This window comes from Cetobacterium somerae (assembly GCF_022430525.1).
Taxonomy (GTDB): domain Bacteria; phylum Fusobacteriota; class Fusobacteriia; order Fusobacteriales; family Fusobacteriaceae; genus Cetobacterium_A.
Window position 1 is genome coordinate 489,453 of record NZ_CP092519.1, and the last position, 18,958, is coordinate 508,410.

20 protein-coding genes are annotated in these 18,958 nt (G+C 30.1%); 6 read left to right on the plus strand and 14 right to left on the minus strand.

From position 1 onward, the window contains the following. Positions 1-8: 8 nt before the first annotated feature. From MKD34_RS02165 to MKD34_RS02210, 10 genes are all read right to left on the minus strand, one after another. Positions 9-764, minus strand: coding sequence for a tRNA1(Val) (adenine(37)-N6)-methyltransferase (locus MKD34_RS02165; RefSeq protein ID WP_240219527.1), 756 nt, complete (start codon positions 762-764; stop codon positions 9-11). A 47-nt stretch (positions 765-811) separates the two neighbouring features. Further along, positions 812-1,159, minus strand: coding sequence for a DUF1667 domain-containing protein (locus MKD34_RS02170; protein ID WP_240220027.1), 348 nt, complete (start codon positions 1,157-1,159; stop codon positions 812-814). After that, positions 1,159-2,412, minus strand: a complete 1,254-nt coding sequence (locus MKD34_RS02175) for an NAD(P)/FAD-dependent oxidoreductase (protein ID WP_240219528.1) — start codon at positions 2,410-2,412, stop codon at positions 1,159-1,161. Before MKD34_RS02175 ends, MKD34_RS02170 begins: the two co-directional genes overlap by 1 nt. Next, on the minus strand, positions 2,412-3,839 hold the full coding sequence (locus MKD34_RS02180; protein WP_240219529.1) for an NAD(P)/FAD-dependent oxidoreductase: 1,428 nt from the start codon (positions 3,837-3,839) through the stop codon (positions 2,412-2,414). Before MKD34_RS02180 ends, MKD34_RS02175 begins: the two co-directional genes overlap by 1 nt. 142 nt (positions 3,840-3,981) lie before the next feature. Next, on the minus strand, positions 3,982-5,475 hold the full coding sequence (glpK, locus tag MKD34_RS02185) for a glycerol kinase GlpK (protein WP_240219530.1): 1,494 nt from the start codon (positions 5,473-5,475) through the stop codon (positions 3,982-3,984). 27 nt (positions 5,476-5,502) lie between these two features. Further along, positions 5,503-6,258 carry an MIP/aquaporin family protein gene (locus tag MKD34_RS02190; RefSeq protein ID WP_240219531.1) on the minus strand — a complete coding sequence of 252 codons (756 nt, stop codon included), beginning with the start codon at positions 6,256-6,258 and terminating at the stop codon, positions 5,503-5,505. Positions 6,259-6,367: 109 nt separating this feature from the next. Continuing rightward, positions 6,368-6,934 (minus strand): glycerol-3-phosphate responsive antiterminator, encoded by a 567-nt coding sequence (locus tag MKD34_RS02195; RefSeq protein WP_240219532.1) that lies wholly within the window; start codon positions 6,932-6,934, stop codon positions 6,368-6,370. Between the two features lie 136 nt (positions 6,935-7,070). Continuing rightward, positions 7,071-8,927 (minus strand): PTS fructose transporter subunit IIABC, encoded by a 1,857-nt coding sequence (locus MKD34_RS02200; protein WP_240219533.1) that lies wholly within the window; start codon positions 8,925-8,927, stop codon positions 7,071-7,073. A gap of 14 nt (positions 8,928-8,941) precedes the next feature. Beyond that, complete coding sequence (gene pfkB, locus MKD34_RS02205; RefSeq protein ID WP_240219534.1) at positions 8,942-9,856, minus strand: 1-phosphofructokinase; 915 nt, start codon at positions 9,854-9,856, stop codon at positions 8,942-8,944. Further along, positions 9,853-10,596, minus strand: coding sequence for a DeoR/GlpR family DNA-binding transcription regulator (locus MKD34_RS02210; protein ID WP_240219535.1), 744 nt, complete (start codon positions 10,594-10,596; stop codon positions 9,853-9,855). Before MKD34_RS02210 ends, pfkB begins: the two co-directional genes overlap by 4 nt. 151 nt (positions 10,597-10,747) lie before the next feature. Here MKD34_RS02210 and MKD34_RS02215 point away from each other — a divergent pair, with 151 nt between their 5' ends. Beyond that, a complete protein-coding gene (locus MKD34_RS02215) occupies positions 10,748-11,356 on the plus strand; it encodes an NUDIX hydrolase (protein WP_240219536.1) in 609 nt (202 codons plus the stop codon). A 46-nt stretch (positions 11,357-11,402) separates the two neighbouring features. Here MKD34_RS02215 and citX read toward each other — a convergent pair whose 3' ends face one another. The 4 genes from citX to MKD34_RS02235 are packed head-to-tail and all read right to left on the minus strand — an operon-like array spanning position 11,403 to position 15,002. Further along, positions 11,403-12,749, minus strand: coding sequence for a citrate lyase holo-[acyl-carrier protein] synthase (gene citX / locus MKD34_RS02220; RefSeq protein ID WP_282441577.1), 1,347 nt, complete (start codon positions 12,747-12,749; stop codon positions 11,403-11,405). 6 nt (positions 12,750-12,755) lie between these two features. Then, positions 12,756-13,790, minus strand: a complete 1,035-nt coding sequence (gene citC / locus MKD34_RS02225) for a [citrate (pro-3S)-lyase] ligase (RefSeq protein WP_240219538.1) — start codon at positions 13,788-13,790, stop codon at positions 12,756-12,758. Next, complete coding sequence (locus tag MKD34_RS02230) at positions 13,787-14,305, minus strand: hypothetical protein (RefSeq protein ID WP_023051016.1); 519 nt, start codon at positions 14,303-14,305, stop codon at positions 13,787-13,789. The genes citC and MKD34_RS02230 overlap by 4 nt, the downstream gene beginning before the upstream one ends. Before the next feature lie 25 nt (positions 14,306-14,330). Then, on the minus strand, positions 14,331-15,002 hold the full coding sequence (locus MKD34_RS02235) for a chorismate mutase (protein ID WP_240219539.1): 672 nt from the start codon (positions 15,000-15,002) through the stop codon (positions 14,331-14,333). A 138-nt stretch (positions 15,003-15,140) separates the two neighbouring features. Between MKD34_RS02235 and accD the strand changes: the two genes are divergently transcribed. Genes accD through recR form a run of 5 tightly spaced genes read left to right on the plus strand, consistent with a single transcriptional unit; the run spans position 15,141 to position 18,942 of the window. Further along, the gene (gene accD, locus MKD34_RS02240) at positions 15,141-16,025 is read left to right on the plus strand and encodes an acetyl-CoA carboxylase, carboxyltransferase subunit beta (RefSeq protein ID WP_023051014.1); all 885 of its coding nucleotides are present in this window, start codon (positions 15,141-15,143) and stop codon (positions 16,023-16,025) included. 26 nt (positions 16,026-16,051) lie between these two features. Continuing rightward, positions 16,052-17,002 (plus strand): acetyl-CoA carboxylase carboxyltransferase subunit alpha, encoded by a 951-nt coding sequence (locus MKD34_RS02245; protein ID WP_240219540.1) that lies wholly within the window; start codon positions 16,052-16,054, stop codon positions 17,000-17,002. Between the two features lie 33 nt (positions 17,003-17,035). Then, positions 17,036-18,001, plus strand: coding sequence for a 6-phosphofructokinase (pfkA, locus tag MKD34_RS02250; protein ID WP_023051012.1), 966 nt, complete (start codon positions 17,036-17,038; stop codon positions 17,999-18,001). A 14-nt stretch (positions 18,002-18,015) separates the two neighbouring features. Next, positions 18,016-18,336: a DUF496 family protein gene (locus MKD34_RS02255; RefSeq protein ID WP_240219541.1), complete on the plus strand. Its 321-nt coding sequence runs from the start codon at positions 18,016-18,018 to the stop codon at positions 18,334-18,336. 12 nt (positions 18,337-18,348) lie between these two features. Beyond that, positions 18,349-18,942 (plus strand): recombination mediator RecR, encoded by a 594-nt coding sequence (recR, locus tag MKD34_RS02260; protein WP_240219542.1) that lies wholly within the window; start codon positions 18,349-18,351, stop codon positions 18,940-18,942. Positions 18,943-18,958: the final 16 nt, after the last annotated feature.

Below are 18,958 nucleotides of genomic sequence, written 5' to 3' on the forward strand. Positions count from 1 at the left end.
TTATGTTTCTAGTCTTTTTCTGTTTTTAAATCTTGGAAAAGATCTAAAACTTCTTTCGAGTATTTACCATCTATATCGTGAGATATAAAAGGTGGAAGAATAGTTAAAGAATCTTTTCCATTTCGAATTCCTTCGATTAAAAGGATTTTAGCTGGTTTATCAAGCTTTGAATGACAAAATTGAACTCTTTTAGGAGAGATACCATATTTTCTCATAGCATCAACAATCTCTAAAAATCTGTCAGGTCTATGAACCATTGCAAAATATCCTTTATCTTTTAAAAGTTTAGAAGCTACCCCGACAAGCTGCTCTAAATCAATAGTTATTTCGTGACGAGCTAAAGTAAGTTGATCTAAATTGTTTAATTGACTCTCATTTCCATGAAATTTGAAAAATGGTGGATTTGTTATAACAACATCTTGAGAACCATTTTCAAAATATTTTCTCCAATTTTTCATATCATCATGAACAATGCTTATTTGTTCTTGTAAGTTATTTAGCTCAACATTTCTTTTAGCTAAGTTAGCAGAAATTTCTTGAATTTCAATACCGATAATTTTAGCTTTAGTTCTTTGAGATAGGAAAAGAGGTATTGCTCCATTTCCAGTTCCTAAATCTAGTATTTTATTTGTACCTCTTGTTAGAGATATAAAGTTAGATATTAAAAGTGAATCTAAAGAAAAATTAAAATAATCAGGTCTTTGAATTATTTTTAAATTTTTATTTAATAAATTATTTATAACTTCGTTTTCATTAAGTGTCATTTTGTACCTCCAAAGTTATTATAACAAAAAAGATACAAAATTCAAGTCTAGATATCTCTAGTTAAAACTATATTAGCATCAGTTCCTAAAATATTGTTTAAAACAACTGTTCCAATTTTTTGTGGTGATTGGATTTTAATATCTTTTAAAAGTTCCATACATTGGAAAACTAACTCTTTCGGAATAGGTTTATCTGTTTTAACAGGAACCATATGATGAATTCCTCCACTTACTCTAACGATAGAAGTAACAACTCTTTTAGGAGCAATGAGCTCCTCTTTACCATAAACAGCTCCTTTAGGACATGAGTTTCCAGTAACTTTATAATCATTTTCAATATCTATATTTAAATGGCATCCCATAGGACATAAAATACATATCATCTCTTTCATTATTATACCTCCTGTAGCTCAATAACAATATCTTTAGAAATTCTTTTTAATAGTACCTCAGGAAGAAGAACTTTTTCCATCTCCCCTGGAGCTAAGTGAGCTCTTTTGAAGCTTGCAATAATATTATCTCCTTCTCTAACTACAATTTTTTTATTTTTATATATATTATTTACTCTCATAAAAATTTCTAATTTATTTTGTAGATTATCTAAATTAATAACTTGAGGAACAGTATAAACAATACCGTTACCATTTTTTATATTAGAAACATTTTCTAATTTACAATTTTCTTCGGCTATATAGCATGCTGCGAATTTTCCTGCTCTTTCGCCCTCTTCACTAACGAAATCTACAAGATCATGAACATGAACTACATTTCCACAAGCAAAAACACCAGGAATACTTGTTTCCATTGAGTTATTAACAATAGGACCATTAGTTCTATTATCTAAAATAACACCAGCTTCCTTAGATAAATCATTTTCAGGAATAAGTCCAACTGATAAAAGAAGTGTGTCACACTCATATTCAACTTCAGTACCAGGGATAGGTTTTCTGTTTTCGTCGACTTTTGCAATAATCACTTTTTCGAGTCTGTCCTTTCCTTTAATATCAACAACAGTATGAGATAGAAGTAATGGAATATTAAAATCATCAAGACATTGAACGATATTTCTATTTAACCCACCAGAAAATGGCATTAATTCTACGACAGCTTCTACTTTAGCACCTTCTAAAGTCATTCTTCTAGCCATAATAAGTCCAATATCCCCACTTCCAAGAATTAGAGCTTTTTTTCCTACCATATATCCTTCCATGTTTATATATCTTTGAGCAGCACCAGCTGTAAATATTCCTGAAGGTCTTTCGCCAGGAATAGCAATAGCTCCTCTAGTTCTCTCTCTACATCCCATAGCTAAAATTACAGATCCAGCCTCAATCTCTTGATATCCATCTACAGGATTAATCATAGATACAACTCTATCTTTAGAGATGTTTAAAACCATAGTTTCTAGTTTAATATCAATAGGATATTGTTTAACAAATTCAATATATTTCTGAGCATATTCAGGACCAGTTAACTCCTCTTTGAATCTATGAAGCCCAAAACCGTTGTGGATACATTGCTGTAAAATACCACCAAGCTCTTTATCTCTTTCTAAAATAACGATATTTTTAGCACCATTTTCATAAGCTGATTTAGCAGCAGCAAGACCAGCAGGACCTCCACCTATAACAACAACATCATATCTCATTATTTTTTCAACTCCTCTATTAGAATATAAGAATTAGCTTTATCTAAGATAACGTCTTTGATATCTTTATTTAACTCTCTAGCAATAATTTCTTGAACTCTAGGTCCACAGAAACCACCTTGACATCTACCAGATCCAGGTCTACATCTTCTTTTAACTGCATCCATTGTTGTAGCCTTAACAGGTCTATGAATAGCTTCAACAATCTCACCTTCAGTAATCATTTCACATCTACAAATTATTCTCCCAAATCTATTATCTTCTTTAATTTTTTGAGCTTTTTCTTCTGGTGAAAGATGCATGAAAAGAGTATGCTTTCTAGGTGTAACAAAATTCTCTTTTTTTATAAGATGAGCACCGCTATCTTTCAATAAATCAATAGCTGCTAAAGCAATGGCAGGTGCAGCAGATAATCCAGGTGATTTTATTCCTGCAATATCAAAGAAACCTTTAATAGATGATTCTTCAACAATAAAATCGCCCCTATCTGATTCTGCTCTAATTCCAGCAAATGTTCTAATATTTTCTCTAAAGTTGATATCTTTTATAGAGTGACTTCCTTTAAATTTAATATAATCAAGTCTATCAGTAGCTGTAGAAACATCGTATCTATTATCAATATCTTGAGCATCAGGACCAACAAGTAAATTACCATGAACTGTTGGAGTTACAAGTATTCCTTTTCCAAGTTTAGAAGGACATTGAAAAACAGTTTGATTTACTCTTTTTCCTTGGTTTTTATCTAAGACAAAATATTCACCTTTTCTTGGAAGTATTTTAAAAGATTCAGGTGCAATCATTTTATGAATAAGATCAGCGTGAACTCCAGTACAGTTAATTACATATTTTCCATGAAAAACTCCTGTGTTTGTATAAATATGGAAAATATCATCTGTTTTTTCAATATTTTCAACTTCTGTATTTAAAAATAATTCAACACCATTTTCAACAGCATTATCTATAAGGGCTTCAGCAAACTCCCAAGGTGAAACAATTCCAGCAGAAGCACAATGTAGTGCAGCAATAGCTTTTTCATCAACGTTTGGTTCAAGTTCTCTTAGTTTCTCTTGGGTGATAATAGCTAAGCCAGGAACTTTATTTATGATACCTCTGTTGTAAAGTACATTAAGATGTTCAACCTCTTCATCATTAAATGCTAATACAAGGGAACCATTACGTTTAAAAGGAACAGAAAGTTCATTGCATAAATCTTCATATAAAGAGTTACCTAAAACATTTAATTTAGCCATAAGAGACCCTTCTTTAGCGTCGTACCCTCCATGAACAATTGCACTGTTAGCTTTAGTAGTTTCATTAGCCACATCAGTATCTTTTTCTAAAACTGCAACTTTTAATTTGTATTTAGAAAGCTCTCTAGCGATACCAGTTCCAACAATACCAGCACCAATGATTAAAATATCATACATAAAATACCCTCCTAGTTTTTAATAGCAAAAAAGAGAGCAGAAAAAGGTGGTGATATAATCACCAATACCTTTTTTAGCTCTCTTCATCTCTATTGCTAATATTTAATTTTTATCTAATTTAAATATACTACTTTTTTTTAAATTAGTCAAGCTCCCAATTTAAAGATCTTTCAACAGCTCTTTTCCATTTACTATGTTTTAAATCTCTATCTTCTTCAGTCATAGTAGGAGCAAATGTTTTTTCAAGACACCAATTTTGTTTAATCTCATTTTTATCATTCCAGAAACCAACTGCAAGACCTGCAAGATATGCAGCTCCTAAAGCTGTTGTTTCAACAGTAGAAGGTCTGTGAACCTCTTTACCCACAATATCAGATTGGAATTGCATTAAGAAGTTGTTAGCAGATGCTCCACCATCAACTTTTAAAGCTTTTAATTCAATTCCAGAGTCCTCTTGCATAGCTTCAAGAACATCTCTAGTTTGATAAGCAATAGATTCTAAAGTAGCTCTAATAATATGATTTTTATTAGCACCTCTAGTTAGTCCAACAATAGCACCTCTAGCGTACATATCCCAGTGAGGAGTCCCTAAGCCAACAAATGCTGGAACAAAATAAACGCCACCATTATCTTTAACTTTACTAGCAAAATATTCTGTATCTCTAGAATCTGTAATTAACTTTAGTTCATCTCTTAGCCATTGAACTGCAGCACCAGCAACAAAGATACTTCCTTCAAGAGCATACTCAACTTTCCCATCTAATCCAATAGCTATAGTAGTTAAAAGACCATTTTTACTTTGGTACATTCTACTTCCTGTATTCATAAGCATAAAGCAACCAGTTCCATAAGTATTTTTAGCTTCTCCTTTTTCAAAGCAAGCTTGTCCAAATAGAGCAGCTTGTTGATCTCCAGCAACACCACAGATAGGAACTCTATGTCCACCTTTTCCACCAAGATTAGCATATCCAAATGTTCCACTTGAATCTTTAACTTCAGGAAGCATAGATTTAGGAATATCTAGCTCTTTTAAAAGTTTTTCATCCCAACAAAGATCTTTAATATTATAAATCATAGTTCTAGAAGCGTTTGTGTAATCTGTAGCATGTGATTTTCCATTAGTTAATTTCCAAATTAACCATGTATCAACAGTACCAAAAAGTAGCTCTCCTCTTTCAGCCTGCTCTCTAGCACCTTCAACGTTATCTAAAATCCATTTGATTTTAGTTCCTGAGAAATAGGCATCTACAACAAGACCAGTATTATCTCTTATATATTCAGATAATCCTTTAGCTTTTAAATCATCGCAGATGTGAGCAGTTCTTCTACACTGCCATACAATTGCATTATAAACAGGTTTTCCAGTTAGCTTATTCCAAACAATAGTAGTTTCTCTTTGATTAGTAATTCCAATACCTATAACATCATGCTGAGAAACACCAGATTGTGCTATAGCTTCAGCAAGAACTCCACTTTGACTAGCCCAAATTTCCATAGGATCATGTTCAACCCATCCCTCTTTTGGATAGATTTGTCTAAACTCTTTTTGTGCACTTGCCACAATATTTTGTTGTTCGTCAAAAATTATAGCTCTTGAGCTAGTTGTTCCTTGATCTAATGCGATTATATACTTCATAGAAAATCCTCCCTAATTTATTATATTTTAGTTAAAAAGAGCAGCAAAAGTAATAGCACCTATAATACCACCTACGATAGGGCCAGCTACAGGTACCCAAGCGTAAGACCAATCAGAGTCACCTTTGTTTATAATAGGTAAAATAGCATGCATAATTCTAGGTCCTAAATCTCTTGCAGGATTAATTGCATAACCTGTGGGTCCACCCAAACTTAAACCTAAACTCCATACATAAAATCCAGCTAATAATGGTCCTAAAATACCAGTAAATCCTCTAACTACATCACCATTTGGTAAAGTAGCAGTGAAAGCTTGGTTGTTAACATGACCAATAGCTAATAATCCAAAAACAAGCATAAAAGTTCCAATGGCTTCTGTTACAAAGTTCCATTTTAAATCTCTGATAGCAGGTCCTGTAGAAAAAGAAGCTAAGATTGCTCCATTATCAGTTGTCTCGTCATAATGTCTTTTGTAAGTAAGATATACAAAAATTTGTCCAAACATAGCTCCTAAAATTTGTGCAACAACGTAACCTAAAACAAGATTGGCTGGAAAAAGACCTGCAACAGCAAATCCAATAGTTAAAGCGGGGTTAAGATGAGCGCCACTAATCCATCCTACGCAGTAAGCTCCAGTCATAACCGCTAGTCCCCAAGCAGTAGTAATAACAATCCATCCAGAGTTGTTTCCTTTACTTTTGTTTAAAACCACATTTGCAACAACACCATTACCAAGTAAAACAAGAATTGCAGTACCTATAAACTCAGCTACAAAAACATTCATGATATCCTCCCATATTTATTTTTTATATATTAAAAAAAAGCTATTCAAAAAAAGAGAATTTTTAGAAATTCTGTTTAATTGAATAGCTTCTCTAATATCTCTAGCTAAACTAATTTATAATATTTAGTTTTGTTGTAGATATAGCAACAGCACCACTTTTTAAAGCTAGATCGACATCTTCGTGATCGGAGATAAGTCCACCAGCGATAATTGGGATAGAGCTTTGCTTTGAAATTTGTTCAATAATTTTAGGCATAACTCCAGGTAGAATTTCAATTGCATCAATATATATTTCGTTAAAAAGTTTTTCAGTAGTAGTTAAAGATAATGAATCTATTAAAAAACACCTTAGAATAACTAAAAAACCAATTTTATGTGCATATTTAGCAACTTGAGATTTGGTAGTTATAATTCCATCTGCAAAAGTATTGTCTCTTAAATAGTCTATTGCTGAGTTATCTTTAGTATTTAAACCTTGAATCATATCAAGGTGAATAAAGCATAGTTTACCACTTGCTTTGATAAGACGAGTAGTTTCTTCAATAGAACAAATATCACTACTTAGAAGAAATATTATCTTAGAGGAGCTTGAAAGAGCTTTTTCTAAAGATTGAAGGTCCTTTACTGCAAGTATTTTGTTGTTTTTGATTAAAATCTTTTCGAAATTTGAGTTCATTTTGATCTCCTTTTGTCTCTTATCAATATTAAGTATACTATATTAATTTTAAATGTCAAGTTAAATAACAGTTAATTTTTTAAATTTGACAAAAAAATAAAAAAGGGGTTATAATAACCCCTTTAAACTCAATAAGTTATATATTTTTAGCAGGTTTAGTTATACCAATTAAAATACAAGTTACAAAAGCACCAATAGCAACAGATAATAAATACATCATTGGATTTGTAATAATAGGTAAAACAAATAATCCACCATGAGGTGCAGGTAATTGACATTTAAATGCCATAGATAAACCACCAGCTAGAGCAGATCCTATAACGCAACTAGGAATAACTCTAATTGGATCAGCAGCAGCAAAAGGAATAGCTCCTTCAGTAATAAAAGACGCTCCCATTATATAGTTAGTTAAACCAGCTTCTCTTTCCTCTTTAGAGAATTTATTTTTAAAGAAAGTAGTTGCTAAAGCAATTCCTAAAGGTGGAGTCATACCACCGGCCATAACAGCAGCATGTGGATAATAGTTTCCAGCAGCAATAGCAGCAATACCAAATGTAAATGCAGCTTTATTGATAGGACCTCCCATATCAATAGCCATCATACCACCAACAATAGCTCCTAATAAGATAAGGTTACCAGTACCAAGAGAATTTAAGAAATTAGTAATTCCACCATTTACAGCAGCAACTGGAGATATAACAACAGTATACATAAGAACACCAGTTATTAAAATTCCAAATAAAGGATATAAAAGAACAGGCTTAATTCCTTCTAGCTTTTCAGGAAGTTTAGCGAATACCTTTTTTAAGAATAGAATAACATAACCACCAAGGAAACCTCCAACTAAACCACCAAGGAAACCTCCACCATTATTAGCAGAAATTAAACCTCCAACCATAGCGGGAGCAAATCCAGGTCTATCTGCAATACTCATTCCTATAAACCCTGCAAGAACTGGAACCATTAAGAAGAAAGCATTTCCACCACCAATATCCATTAAAAGTTTAGCGATTGGACTAAAACTTGGATCAGTAGGATCAGATGCCTTTATACCAAATATGAAAGATATTGCAATTAAAATACCTCCACCAACAACGAATGGCAGCATATTAGAAACCCCACTCATTAAATGCTTATAGAATCCCTTTCTTTCACTAGTTCCAGAAGATGTTTTTGTTTCTTTATTTGAATACACTGGCGCAGTTTGATCTAAAGCTTTTTGAATTAATTCTTGAGGTCTTTTAATTCCCTCTTTAACTCCAACAATTTCAACATGCTTTCCATTAAATCTAGCCATTTCAACATTTTTATCAGCAGCAATTATAATTCCTTTTGCATTTTTAATCTCTTCATCTGTAAGGTGATTTTTAACACCTGTAGATCCATTAGTTTCTACTTTGATTTTAATTCCCATCTCTTTAGCTTTTTTGTTTAAAGCTTCAGCGGCCATATATGTATGAGCAATTCCAGTAGGACAAGCAGTTACTGCAAGTACCTGGTAGTTATTATTCTCATCTTTAGGCGGGACAAGTTCTTCTCCTACATTATCCTCTTTTAAAAGAATATCTAGAACTTCTTGCTCTGTTTTTACTTTTAAAAGCTGTTCTCTAATATCATCATCTAATAAAAGAGATGTCAGTTGAGATAATGTTTCAATATGTGAATCAGTAGCATCAGCAGGAGCAGCAATCATGAAAAATAATTTAGATGGCTCACCATCTAAAGAATCGTAATCAATTCCTTCTTTAGAAAGTCCAAATGCAACAGTAGGAATTTTAACAGATGATGATTTTCCGTGAGGAATAGCAATTCCTTCTTCTAAACCAGTAGAACTTTGCTCCTCTCTATTTAAAATAGTTTTTCTAAATTCATCTTTATCATTAAGTCTACCAGCATTGTAAAGAACATCAACAAGTTCATCAATAACTTCAATTTTACTTTTAGCATTTAAATTTAATTTTATACAATCTTTCACTAACATTTTATCTAACATAATATTCCTCCCATTTATAAATTAATAACTTTAATATCTTTTAATAAATTTGTCATAGTATTAAAAGTTGCTAATCCTTTAGAAAAAGCAGTAGCACTTCCAGAAGCAATTCCAATCTCATAGCATTCTTTTAAAGATAAAGATTTGCTAAGACCATATATAAATCCACCAATCATTGAATCTCCAGAACCATTTGAACTAATAAGAGTACCTTTAGGAACACCACTTATAAAAATTTCATTTTGTGTTATAAAAATAGATCCTTTAGAACCTAAGGATATTAAAACATTTTCAGCTCCCAACTTTTGTAATTTTTTACCAGCTTCAACTAACTCTTCAGTAGTTGAAAAATTAGAGTTGAAAAATTCATTGATTTCATCCTTGTTTGGCTTTATTAAAAACACGCCTTTTTTTAAAGCAATTTCAAAAGGAAGACCTCTAGTATCTAAAATAACTTTTACATCCTTTGGAATGCTTTCAATAATATCAGCATATATACTAGAAGGTAAAGAAGATGGAACGCTTCCAGATAGAGCTAAAATATCATTAGATTTAAGATTAGTTTTTAAAAAATTTAGTAACTCTTGAAGATTTTCCTTTGAAATTGTAGGAGAAGTTCCTGCAATTTCACTTTCAAGTCCATTATTATTTATTTTAATATTTATACGAGTATCTTCGTTAACATTAAAAAACTTAGTATTTAAACCATCGTGATTTAAAGTATTCTTTATAAATTCTCCAGTAAATCCACCAATAAATCCTAAACAAATTGATTCTGTATTAAAATTTTTTAAAATTTTAGATACATTGATTCCTTTTCCTCCAGGAAGTTTATACGTTTCTTTAGGAGTGTTTAAATTTCCTTCGATAAAAGAATCAAAGGATAAAAAATAATCTAAAGCAGGATTTAAAGTTAACGTGTATATCATTTTACTACCTCCACTTTTACTATATTTTTATATTCTTTAGAAAGTGGCTTATCTGTAATTAAAGTCCCTTTATCTAAAGTAGAAAAAATAGTAAAACTACTTTTCCCAATTTTTGAATGGTCACAAAGAAAAAAAGTATCCGTACTTTTATTAATAGCTTCACTTTTAATAAGAGCTTCTTCAAAGTCAGGTGTGCTATATCCATCTAAAGTAATAGCATTAACACCAATAAAAGCATATTGAAAATTAAAAGTTTTTATATATTGAGCTGCTGAAAATCCAACAGTACAGCTAGTTTTACTTTTAATTTTACCGCCTATTAAGTAACTTTCAATTTCATATTTTTCCAATTCATCTATTAAATTTAATCCGTTTGTTACAACTTTAATATTAAGATTTTTCAAATACTTAATCATACAAAGAGTTGTTGTTCCAGCATCTAAGAAAATATAGGAATCTCTCTTAATTAAACTTGCGGCATATTTAGCAATTTTTTCTTTTTCCACTCTATTAAGATTTCTTCTGTATTGGATGTTAAAATCCTTTGTAGTATCTAAAGAGTTATTTAAGATAGCTCCACCGTGAACTCTTTTAACAAGTTCTTTTTTTTCTAAAGAAGCTAAATCTCTTCGAGCAGTAGCTTCTGAAATATTTAAAAATTCAACGATTTCTTGGATTTTTATAACCTCTTTTTGTTTTAAAAGTTCTAAAATAGAATTTTCTCTTTCTATATTCAACATAAAATCACATCCTTTATAGAAAGTATATTATCATAGTGTAAAATAAAAATCAATCATTTTCTTTCAAATTCTTTCAAAAACAATCAAAAATAAAAAAATGAAGGATTTTTATGAAATAAAGATTATAATAAATTTAGAGGAGGGAGTTATAATGAATATAGATTTTACAGAAAAAATAATTGGGAAGGAAAAATATTTTAATTCAGCTGTGATAGCATTAGTTATTGAAAAAAATGACAAGAAATATTTTTTGTTTGAAAAAAGAGCTAGAGGAGTAAGGCAAGGAGGAGATGTATCTTTTCCAGGTGGAAAAATAGAAGTAGGCGAAACTAGTTTAGAAGCGGCATTAAGAGAGTGTAATGAGGAAATTGGTATAGTTGGAGTAGATGTTAAAGGAAAAATAGGTACATTAATTATACCATCAGGGATAATGGTAGAAGCTTTTTTAGGTATTATAGAAGAGAAAAAATTAAGGGAATTAAAAATAAATGAGGATGAGGTCGAAGAGTGTTTTTTAGTCCCTATTGATTTCTTTAAAAAAAATCCTCCAAGAATTGAAAAATTAGAAGTAGAAACTAAGCCTTATTATTATGAAAATGGGGAGAAATTTGTATTTCCAGCAGTGGAATTAAATTTACCTAAAATGTATCACACACCTTGGAAGAGTTCTCCAAGAGAGGTTTATATTTATATTTATGAAGATAAGGTTATATGGGGATTAACAGCAGAGATTATAAAAGAAGCTATAAAATATTTATAACTATATAAAAAGAGACTATTTTATAAAAATAGTCTCTTTAAAAAACTTAAAAATATGGTTTTATAAAGTATAAAAACATTGTAATCGCAAGAAGGTCAGCAGCTCCACCTGGACTGATTCTTTTTTCTATAAATTCTTTTTCAATTTCAGTTAATAAATTTATATCTAAAGAGTTATTATTAAATTTTAAATGCAAATCTTTAGCTTTAAGTTTTACAAAATTTAGAATTTCAATATCGTGTCTGTGTAAAATGGTTGTATCTTCTAAATTACTCATTAAAAATATAAGTGTTCTAATCATTGCATGATTAATATGCTCACCAGAAATTAAAGATTTTTCAAAAATTTTAACGGAGTTATTAAAAATAATATCTAAACCATTTTTTACAATTCCTCTTACACCAACCACTCCATGTTTAATATATAGCTTTTCTCCATGAGTAAGAGAAGATTTTTTATGAATATTATTAAAGTCTTTTAAAATATCTCGACACATCTCTTTTATTAAAGAAGAAATATCATTAAATGATAAATTTTCATACTTTGCTTTAGCACCTAAAGCGGCAGTAATACCCATTAAGAAAATCATTCCCTTGTGTGTATTAACGTTATGAGTAGCTAAAAACATATCATCTTCAGCAATTTTTCCCATAAATCTTATTTTCTTAAAAATTAAATCAACTGATAAGGGCGAATATCCTGCATTTACAACTTTTTTAAAGTAATTATTTAAAGAAAATCCACTGTCGATAAAGGTGAAAAAATCCATATCTTCATGGGAGCCATTAGTATGAGGAGAAACTAATCCAAAAGATGGTGAAGCAGAAACTTCTAAGATAATTGATTTTAATGCTAGATTTGAGAAAGTGTTTATTATCTCAATTTTATTTTTCTCAGAATTTAAGTATTCTTCTAGTCTCTTTTCAATAGCTATTTGAATCTCTTTTTGGGTATGTTTTTTAGTTCTAGCACAAACAAAGGCCATATCATTGCAAAGAAGACATTGTCTTTTTTCTCCACCAAAGTCTTTTCTAGAAAATGGATAGCCGTTATTATCGAAAACATCAATATCAACACATCGACCTAAAATATGAGATTCTTCAATTTCCATGGCAATTTTTTTTATATTTTTACCAGAATAATTAATTGAATATATATATGTAGGCCCTTCGATGGATTCAATTTTTTTTGAATATATAATTTGTGAGTTGAAAATTTCTAAAATTTCATCTTTTATAATTTCAATAATATATTTAGCAACAAAACTATTCTTTTCCTCTCCAGGATAGTTAGCTCTCAAGACTAAAATAGGATTTTTAAAATTTTCAATAACCTCATTTTGAATCTCTACTCTTTTTTCTCTCATTAATAAAAATTCTTCTAAATTAAACATTTATAATTAGTGAACAGAGTTAGAATTTTTGATTCTCTCTGTAATCTCCTTCCCTTTTTCTGAAATTAAGTATTCATAAGTAGAATATGGAACTAAATTCTTAACTTCATTTAATTTATCTTCTTTTAAAAGAGCACGAACTTGTGAGGCACTTATAGCACAATGCTCCATCTCTTTTCTTGGAATAATACAAACTTTTAAATTAAATTCTTTAAAAGTTTCAATCATAGTATCATTGTATTTTTTAGTTACTTCACAAAACGGTTCTTCACCAACAAATCTAGTTGAAATATTTAGTTTTTTGCAAAAGTGTTCAGCAGTTACTTTAGTATCTAATTTCATAAATTCAACTAAAGAATCGTCTTCTTTTCTTAAAAAGTAATTAGGAAATGTAGCTGAAGATATAACATATTCTGTACTAGGTAGAACAGTTACATTTGTTAAATGCTCTGTTCCTTTTTTTACTAGAGTAATTCTATCTAAAAATGGAAAAGAAGATTTATCCTCTTCAACAACTAAAACTAAAATATTATCCATTTTTTTAGCAGCAGTTTCAATAAGAAACTGATGACCTAAAGTGAAAGGATTGCAATTCATTATAAGAAGACCATTATTGCTATTTTCTTCCCAAGCTAATTGTGATTTCATTTTATCAATAGTTTTATCAATAGAGTTCATTCCAATTTCAAGAAGTGCTACTTTATCAGTTTTTGAAATTGGTTTAAATCCAACACCTTTAAAAATATCTTCATTTGAAGGTTTTGTAAAAACAAAAGTATGAAAAATTCCTTGATCAAAAGATTTGTTAAGAAGCGTTGTAACAAGAGTGTTTGTAACCCCTTCACCTCTTAAAGAATCATCTATAGCAAAGCATTTTATTATATTTTTACTTTTAGAGGCTGTTGCGACAATTTCCTCATTTTTTCTAATAACTAAAGAGTAATCGATAGTTTCATCAAAATTTAATTGAAACTTTTTTAAAAACTCCTTAAGTTCATTTTTCTGATAGCTACTATTTAAATTTAGTGTTTCTATATTCATTGTGTTTGTGTTACCCCCTCTTTAATAAGTTGGAATTTACTTGTTATATCATCAATATATTGAATAAATATATTTTGAGATTCAGATAAAATTTCATTTTTTGAAATACTATATACTACATAAACTTTATTATTTTCCATCCAAGTATCTTTTTCAATTGATTTTTGTACAAGTTGAGTAGCAGTATAATCCATTAAATCAGATAAAGCAGGAGATAGTATTTTTTTAGTATAAGGATCAGCAGGAACTAAAAAAGATTTAAAAACTATCTCTTCTTCAGATAAAATTTTAGATTTTAATTTTTCTTTAGCTTCACGAACAGCTTTTCCAGTTGCAACTAATGTACCACTACTTGCAATTTTAGCAGAACCAATACCGATTACTTCGTTTTCAGAATCAACAGAAGTAGTCATTCGCTCAGTGTTTTCTGTATTTTCCATAGGATTTGGTATCGAAAGATTATTACATCCAGTTAAGAAAAAAATAAAAGATATAGCTGTAAATTTTTTTAACATTGTAACTCCCCCCTTTAAAAATAAATTATATGCTAGGTATAGTACCTAAGATTTTAACATTTAAATTTTCAAAATCTTTTAAGTTTTTAAATGGAATTAAATTTATAAAAAGATCTGAATCAACTTTTATATACTCTTTAGAAATTATACTATTATGTAAAATATAAGTTATATCATTATCTTTAAAAAGAGAATTATTATAAGAGGAAAATAAATATAAAATCTCTTTATTTAAATTAACTTTATTAATAAGGAACCAGTTATTGTTTTCGATAAAATCTATAATTTCTTTAGAAAATGGAGCTAAAATATATTTAACAGAATCTAAATTCAGTTCTTCAAACTGATTAATAACAACAGGATTGACATATTCTCCAAAAATTTTTTTTAATCCAACTAAAGATAAAGCGTTGTATTTTATACCTACATTTAGTACGCCTTCAAGTTTTCGACAAAAAGATATAATTTCAGTATAAAAACTTTGGATTTCATCAGTTTTAATTCCTGAAAAGGTACTTAATTTTTTATAAATAGCAACCTCTCTTTCTGGAACATATATACGGCTGTTGTCTTTTGATTTTGTTACACCAACTTGGTGAACAATATTCATTCTGTTCAGAATTAACTCTACAATTTTTTTATCTATTTTATCAATTTCTTCTCTTAATTTATTAATATCACGTGTAATTTTAATCACCCATTTCATGAACATTATCAATACATATTCTATAATATAAAGGTGTCAAAATCAAATAATTATTGAAATATAATGAAAAATCTTATAGAATGAGATATTGAAATGTTTAAAAATAAATAGAAGTTTCAGGAGGAAAATATGAAGTTTTTTTCTTTGAATAAAAAAAAGTATGCGACTTTAACTGTTAAAGAAAATAAATCAGAAAATAAAAAAGTTGAAGAAAAAGAGGAAAAAATAATAAAGAAAACAAAAATAACAGGACTTTGGGAAAAATGTCCAGAGTGTCATGAGATTGTTTATAAAAATGATATTGAACAAAATTTACAAAAATGTCCACATTGTGACTACTATTTCTCAATGAGTGCTAAGGAGAGAATTGCTCTTCTAATAGATGAGGGAACTTTCCAAGAGATGGATAAAAATTTAACTTCAGAAAATCCACTAGATTTTCCAGGATACACAGAAAAATATGAAGCAGCAGTAGAAAAAACAGGAATGTTAGAGGGTGTTGTAGCAGGAATTGGAGATATTTTTGGAATAAAAGTAAGTATAGCTGTTATGGATTTCGATTTCTTAGGTGGAAGTATGGGATCTGTAGTAGGAGAAAAAATCACAAGAGCAATAGAAAGAGGAATAAAGTTTAAAGTTCCAGTAGTTGTAGTATCTTCATCTGGAGGAGCTAGAATGCATGAAGGAATACTTTCACTTATGCAAATGGCAAAAACTTCAGCAGCATTAGAAAAATTAAGAGAAGTAGGAGTTCCTTTTATTTCTATTCCAGTAAATCCAACAACAGGAGGAGTAACAGCTTCATTTGCAATGTTAGGAGATATAATTATGACAGAGCCAGATGCTTTAATAGGATTTGCAGGACAAAGAGTAATTGAGCAAACAATAAAGCAAAAATTACCAAATGGATTCCAAAGAAGTGAATTTTTACAAGAGTGTGGAATGGTTGATGTTATAACAAAAAGAGAGGATATGAAGAGAACTCTTCATAAAGTTTTAGATAATATAATCTAGAAATCGTTTATTTACAGGAGAGTGACATGAAATTTAATAGTGAAATTTTAGATTTAGAAACTAAAATAGTAGAACTTAAAAATTTTTCAAAAGAAAAAAATATAGATTTAAGCTTAGAGATAGAAAAACTTTCAAAACAAAGAGATGAATATTTAAAAGCTGCGTATGAAGACTTAACAGATTGGGATAGAGTAGCCATAGCTCGTCATCCAGAAAGACCATATACATTAGATTATATAGAAAATATGACAACAGATTTTATAGAGCTTCATGGAGATAGATTATGTAAAGATGATGCTGCAATAGTTGGAGGTCTTTGCAAAATAGATGGAAAAAAAGTTATGATTGTAGGACATCAAAAAGGAAGAACTATTGAAGAGAATATCTTTAGAAATTTTGGAATGGCAAGTCCTGAAGGATATAGAAAGGCCCTAAGATTATTTAAAATGGCTGAAAGATTCTCAATTCCTATAGTAAACTTAATAGATACAGCAGGGGCATACCCTGGGATAGAAGCAGAAAAACATGGACAAGGAGAGGCTATTGCTAGAAACTTATTGGAAATGGCAGGCTTAAAAGTACCAATAATTTCTGTTGTAATAGGTGAAGGAGGGTCAGGAGGTGCTTTAGCATTAGGAGTAGCAGATAAAGTTTATATGTTAGAAAATTCAGTTTATTCTGTAATATCTCCAGAAGGATGTGCGGCAATTCTTTATAAAGATTCTTCTAAAGCCTCAGAAGCAGCAAATAACTTAAAAATATCAGGTCATAGTTTACAAAGTTTAGGTATAATTGACGGTATAGTTAAGGAACCTCTAGGAGGAGCTCACAGAGATTATAAGTGTGCAGCAAATGATCTAAAAAGTGTTATTTTATCATCACTTTTAGAGTTATCTAAATTAGATGTAGATACTTTACTAAAAAATAGATATAATAAGTTTAGAAAAATGGGAAGTTTTACAGAGAAAACAATCTAAATTTTAATAGAAAGTGTCGGAGGTGTTAAGCTTATGAAAAAAATAGCTGTTTTAACAAGTGGAGGAGACGCTCCTGGAATGAACGCTGCAGTAAGAGCGGTAGCTAAAGTAGCCTTAGCAAAAGGGATGGAAGTATACGGAGTAAGAAGAGGATATTTAGGAATGGTTCACGATGAGATATTCCAAATGAATGGAAGCCATGTATCTGGAATTATTGATAGAGGTGGAACAGTTCTTTTAACAGCTAGATGTTTAGAGTTTAAAGATCCAAAATTCAGAGCAATAGCTGCAGAGAATTTAAAGAAAAGAGGAATTGAAGGTATTGTAGTTGTAGGAGGAGATGGATCTTATAGAGGTGCTGATTTATTATCTAAAGAGCACGGATTTAAGGTTGTAGGATTACCTGGAACAATAGACAATGATATAATAGGAACAGACTATACAATAGGTTTTGACACATGTTTAAATACAATACTAGATGCTATGTCAAAATTAAGAGATACAGCAACTTCACATGAAAGAACAATATTAATGGAAGTAATGGGAAGACATGCAGGAGATTTAGCTCTTCATGCTACATTAGCAGGTGGAGGAGACGGAGTTTTAATTCCTGAAATAGAGGAACCAATTGAGATGTTGGCTTATCAAATTAAAGAGAGAAGAAGACAAGGGAAGTTACACGATATAGTTTTAGTAGCTGAAGGTGTTGGAAGTGTTTTTGAAATTGAAAAGCAATTAAAAGAGAAAGTAACAACAGAGGTAAGAAGTGTAGTTTTAGCTCACGTTCAAAGAGGTGGAACTCCATCAGGATTTGATAGAGTTTTAGCAACTAAAATGGGAGCAAAAGCAGTTGAGCTTCTTGAAGCAGGAGAAGGTGGAGTTATGGTAGGAATTGAAAGTAATGAATTAGTAACTCATCCAATTTCATTTGCTTGGGAAGGTAAAAGAAAATATGATATTAGAAAAGATTATGAATTAGCATTAACACTTTGTAAATAGGAGCTGATGAGAATATGATTACAGTTTTAGACGTTGTTAGAAAAGAAAGAAGAAAAAATAAGATTAAAAGAGAAATTGAAGATAATGATAGAAAAGTAAGAGATAACAGAAAAAGAGTTGATCTTTTAACAAACTTAAAGGAGTACCTAAAACCTGGAATGTCTTATGCTGAGATTATTGATATAATCGAAAATATGAAGGGTGATTACGAGGATAGAGTTGATGATTATATAATCAAAAATGCTGAGTTAGGAAAAGAAAGAAGAGAAATTTCTAAAAGCATAAAAGAGATTACAAGAACATTAGCTCAAAAAGCTCCAATAGAAAAAAAGTAGTAAGGAGTTTAAATGGCAACTAAGTCATTAGAGATATTAATAGATGAATTTAATAGGTTACCTGGAATTGGAAGAAAAAGTGCGGTTAGGTTAGCATTTCATGTTTTAGAAATGTCAGATCAAGAAGTTGAGAGATTTTCAAAAGCTTTGAAAGATGTAAAAGAAACTGTAAAAAAATGTTCAATTTGTGGTAATTTTAGTGAAAATGATACTTGTGATATATGTAGAGATGAATTTAGAGATAAGAATATTATTTGCGTTGTAGAGGATAGTAGAGATATAATTCCTTTAGAAAAAACAAAAAGATATAAAGGAAGTTATCATGTTTTAAATGGTAAAATAGATCCATTAAACGGAATGACTCCGGATAAACTAAATTTAAAATCATTGTTAGAAAGAGTGGCAAAAGAAGATATAAAAGAGGTTATTCTTGCGTTAAATCCAGATTTAGAGGGAGAAACAACAGCTTTATACTTAACAAAACTCTTAAAGACATTTGATATAAAAGTAACAAAAATAGCTAGTGGGATTCCAATGGGTGGAAATATAGAATTTGCTGATGTAGCAACTATATCAAGAGCTTTAGACGGAAGACAAGAGATATAAAAAAGTCGGATTAATC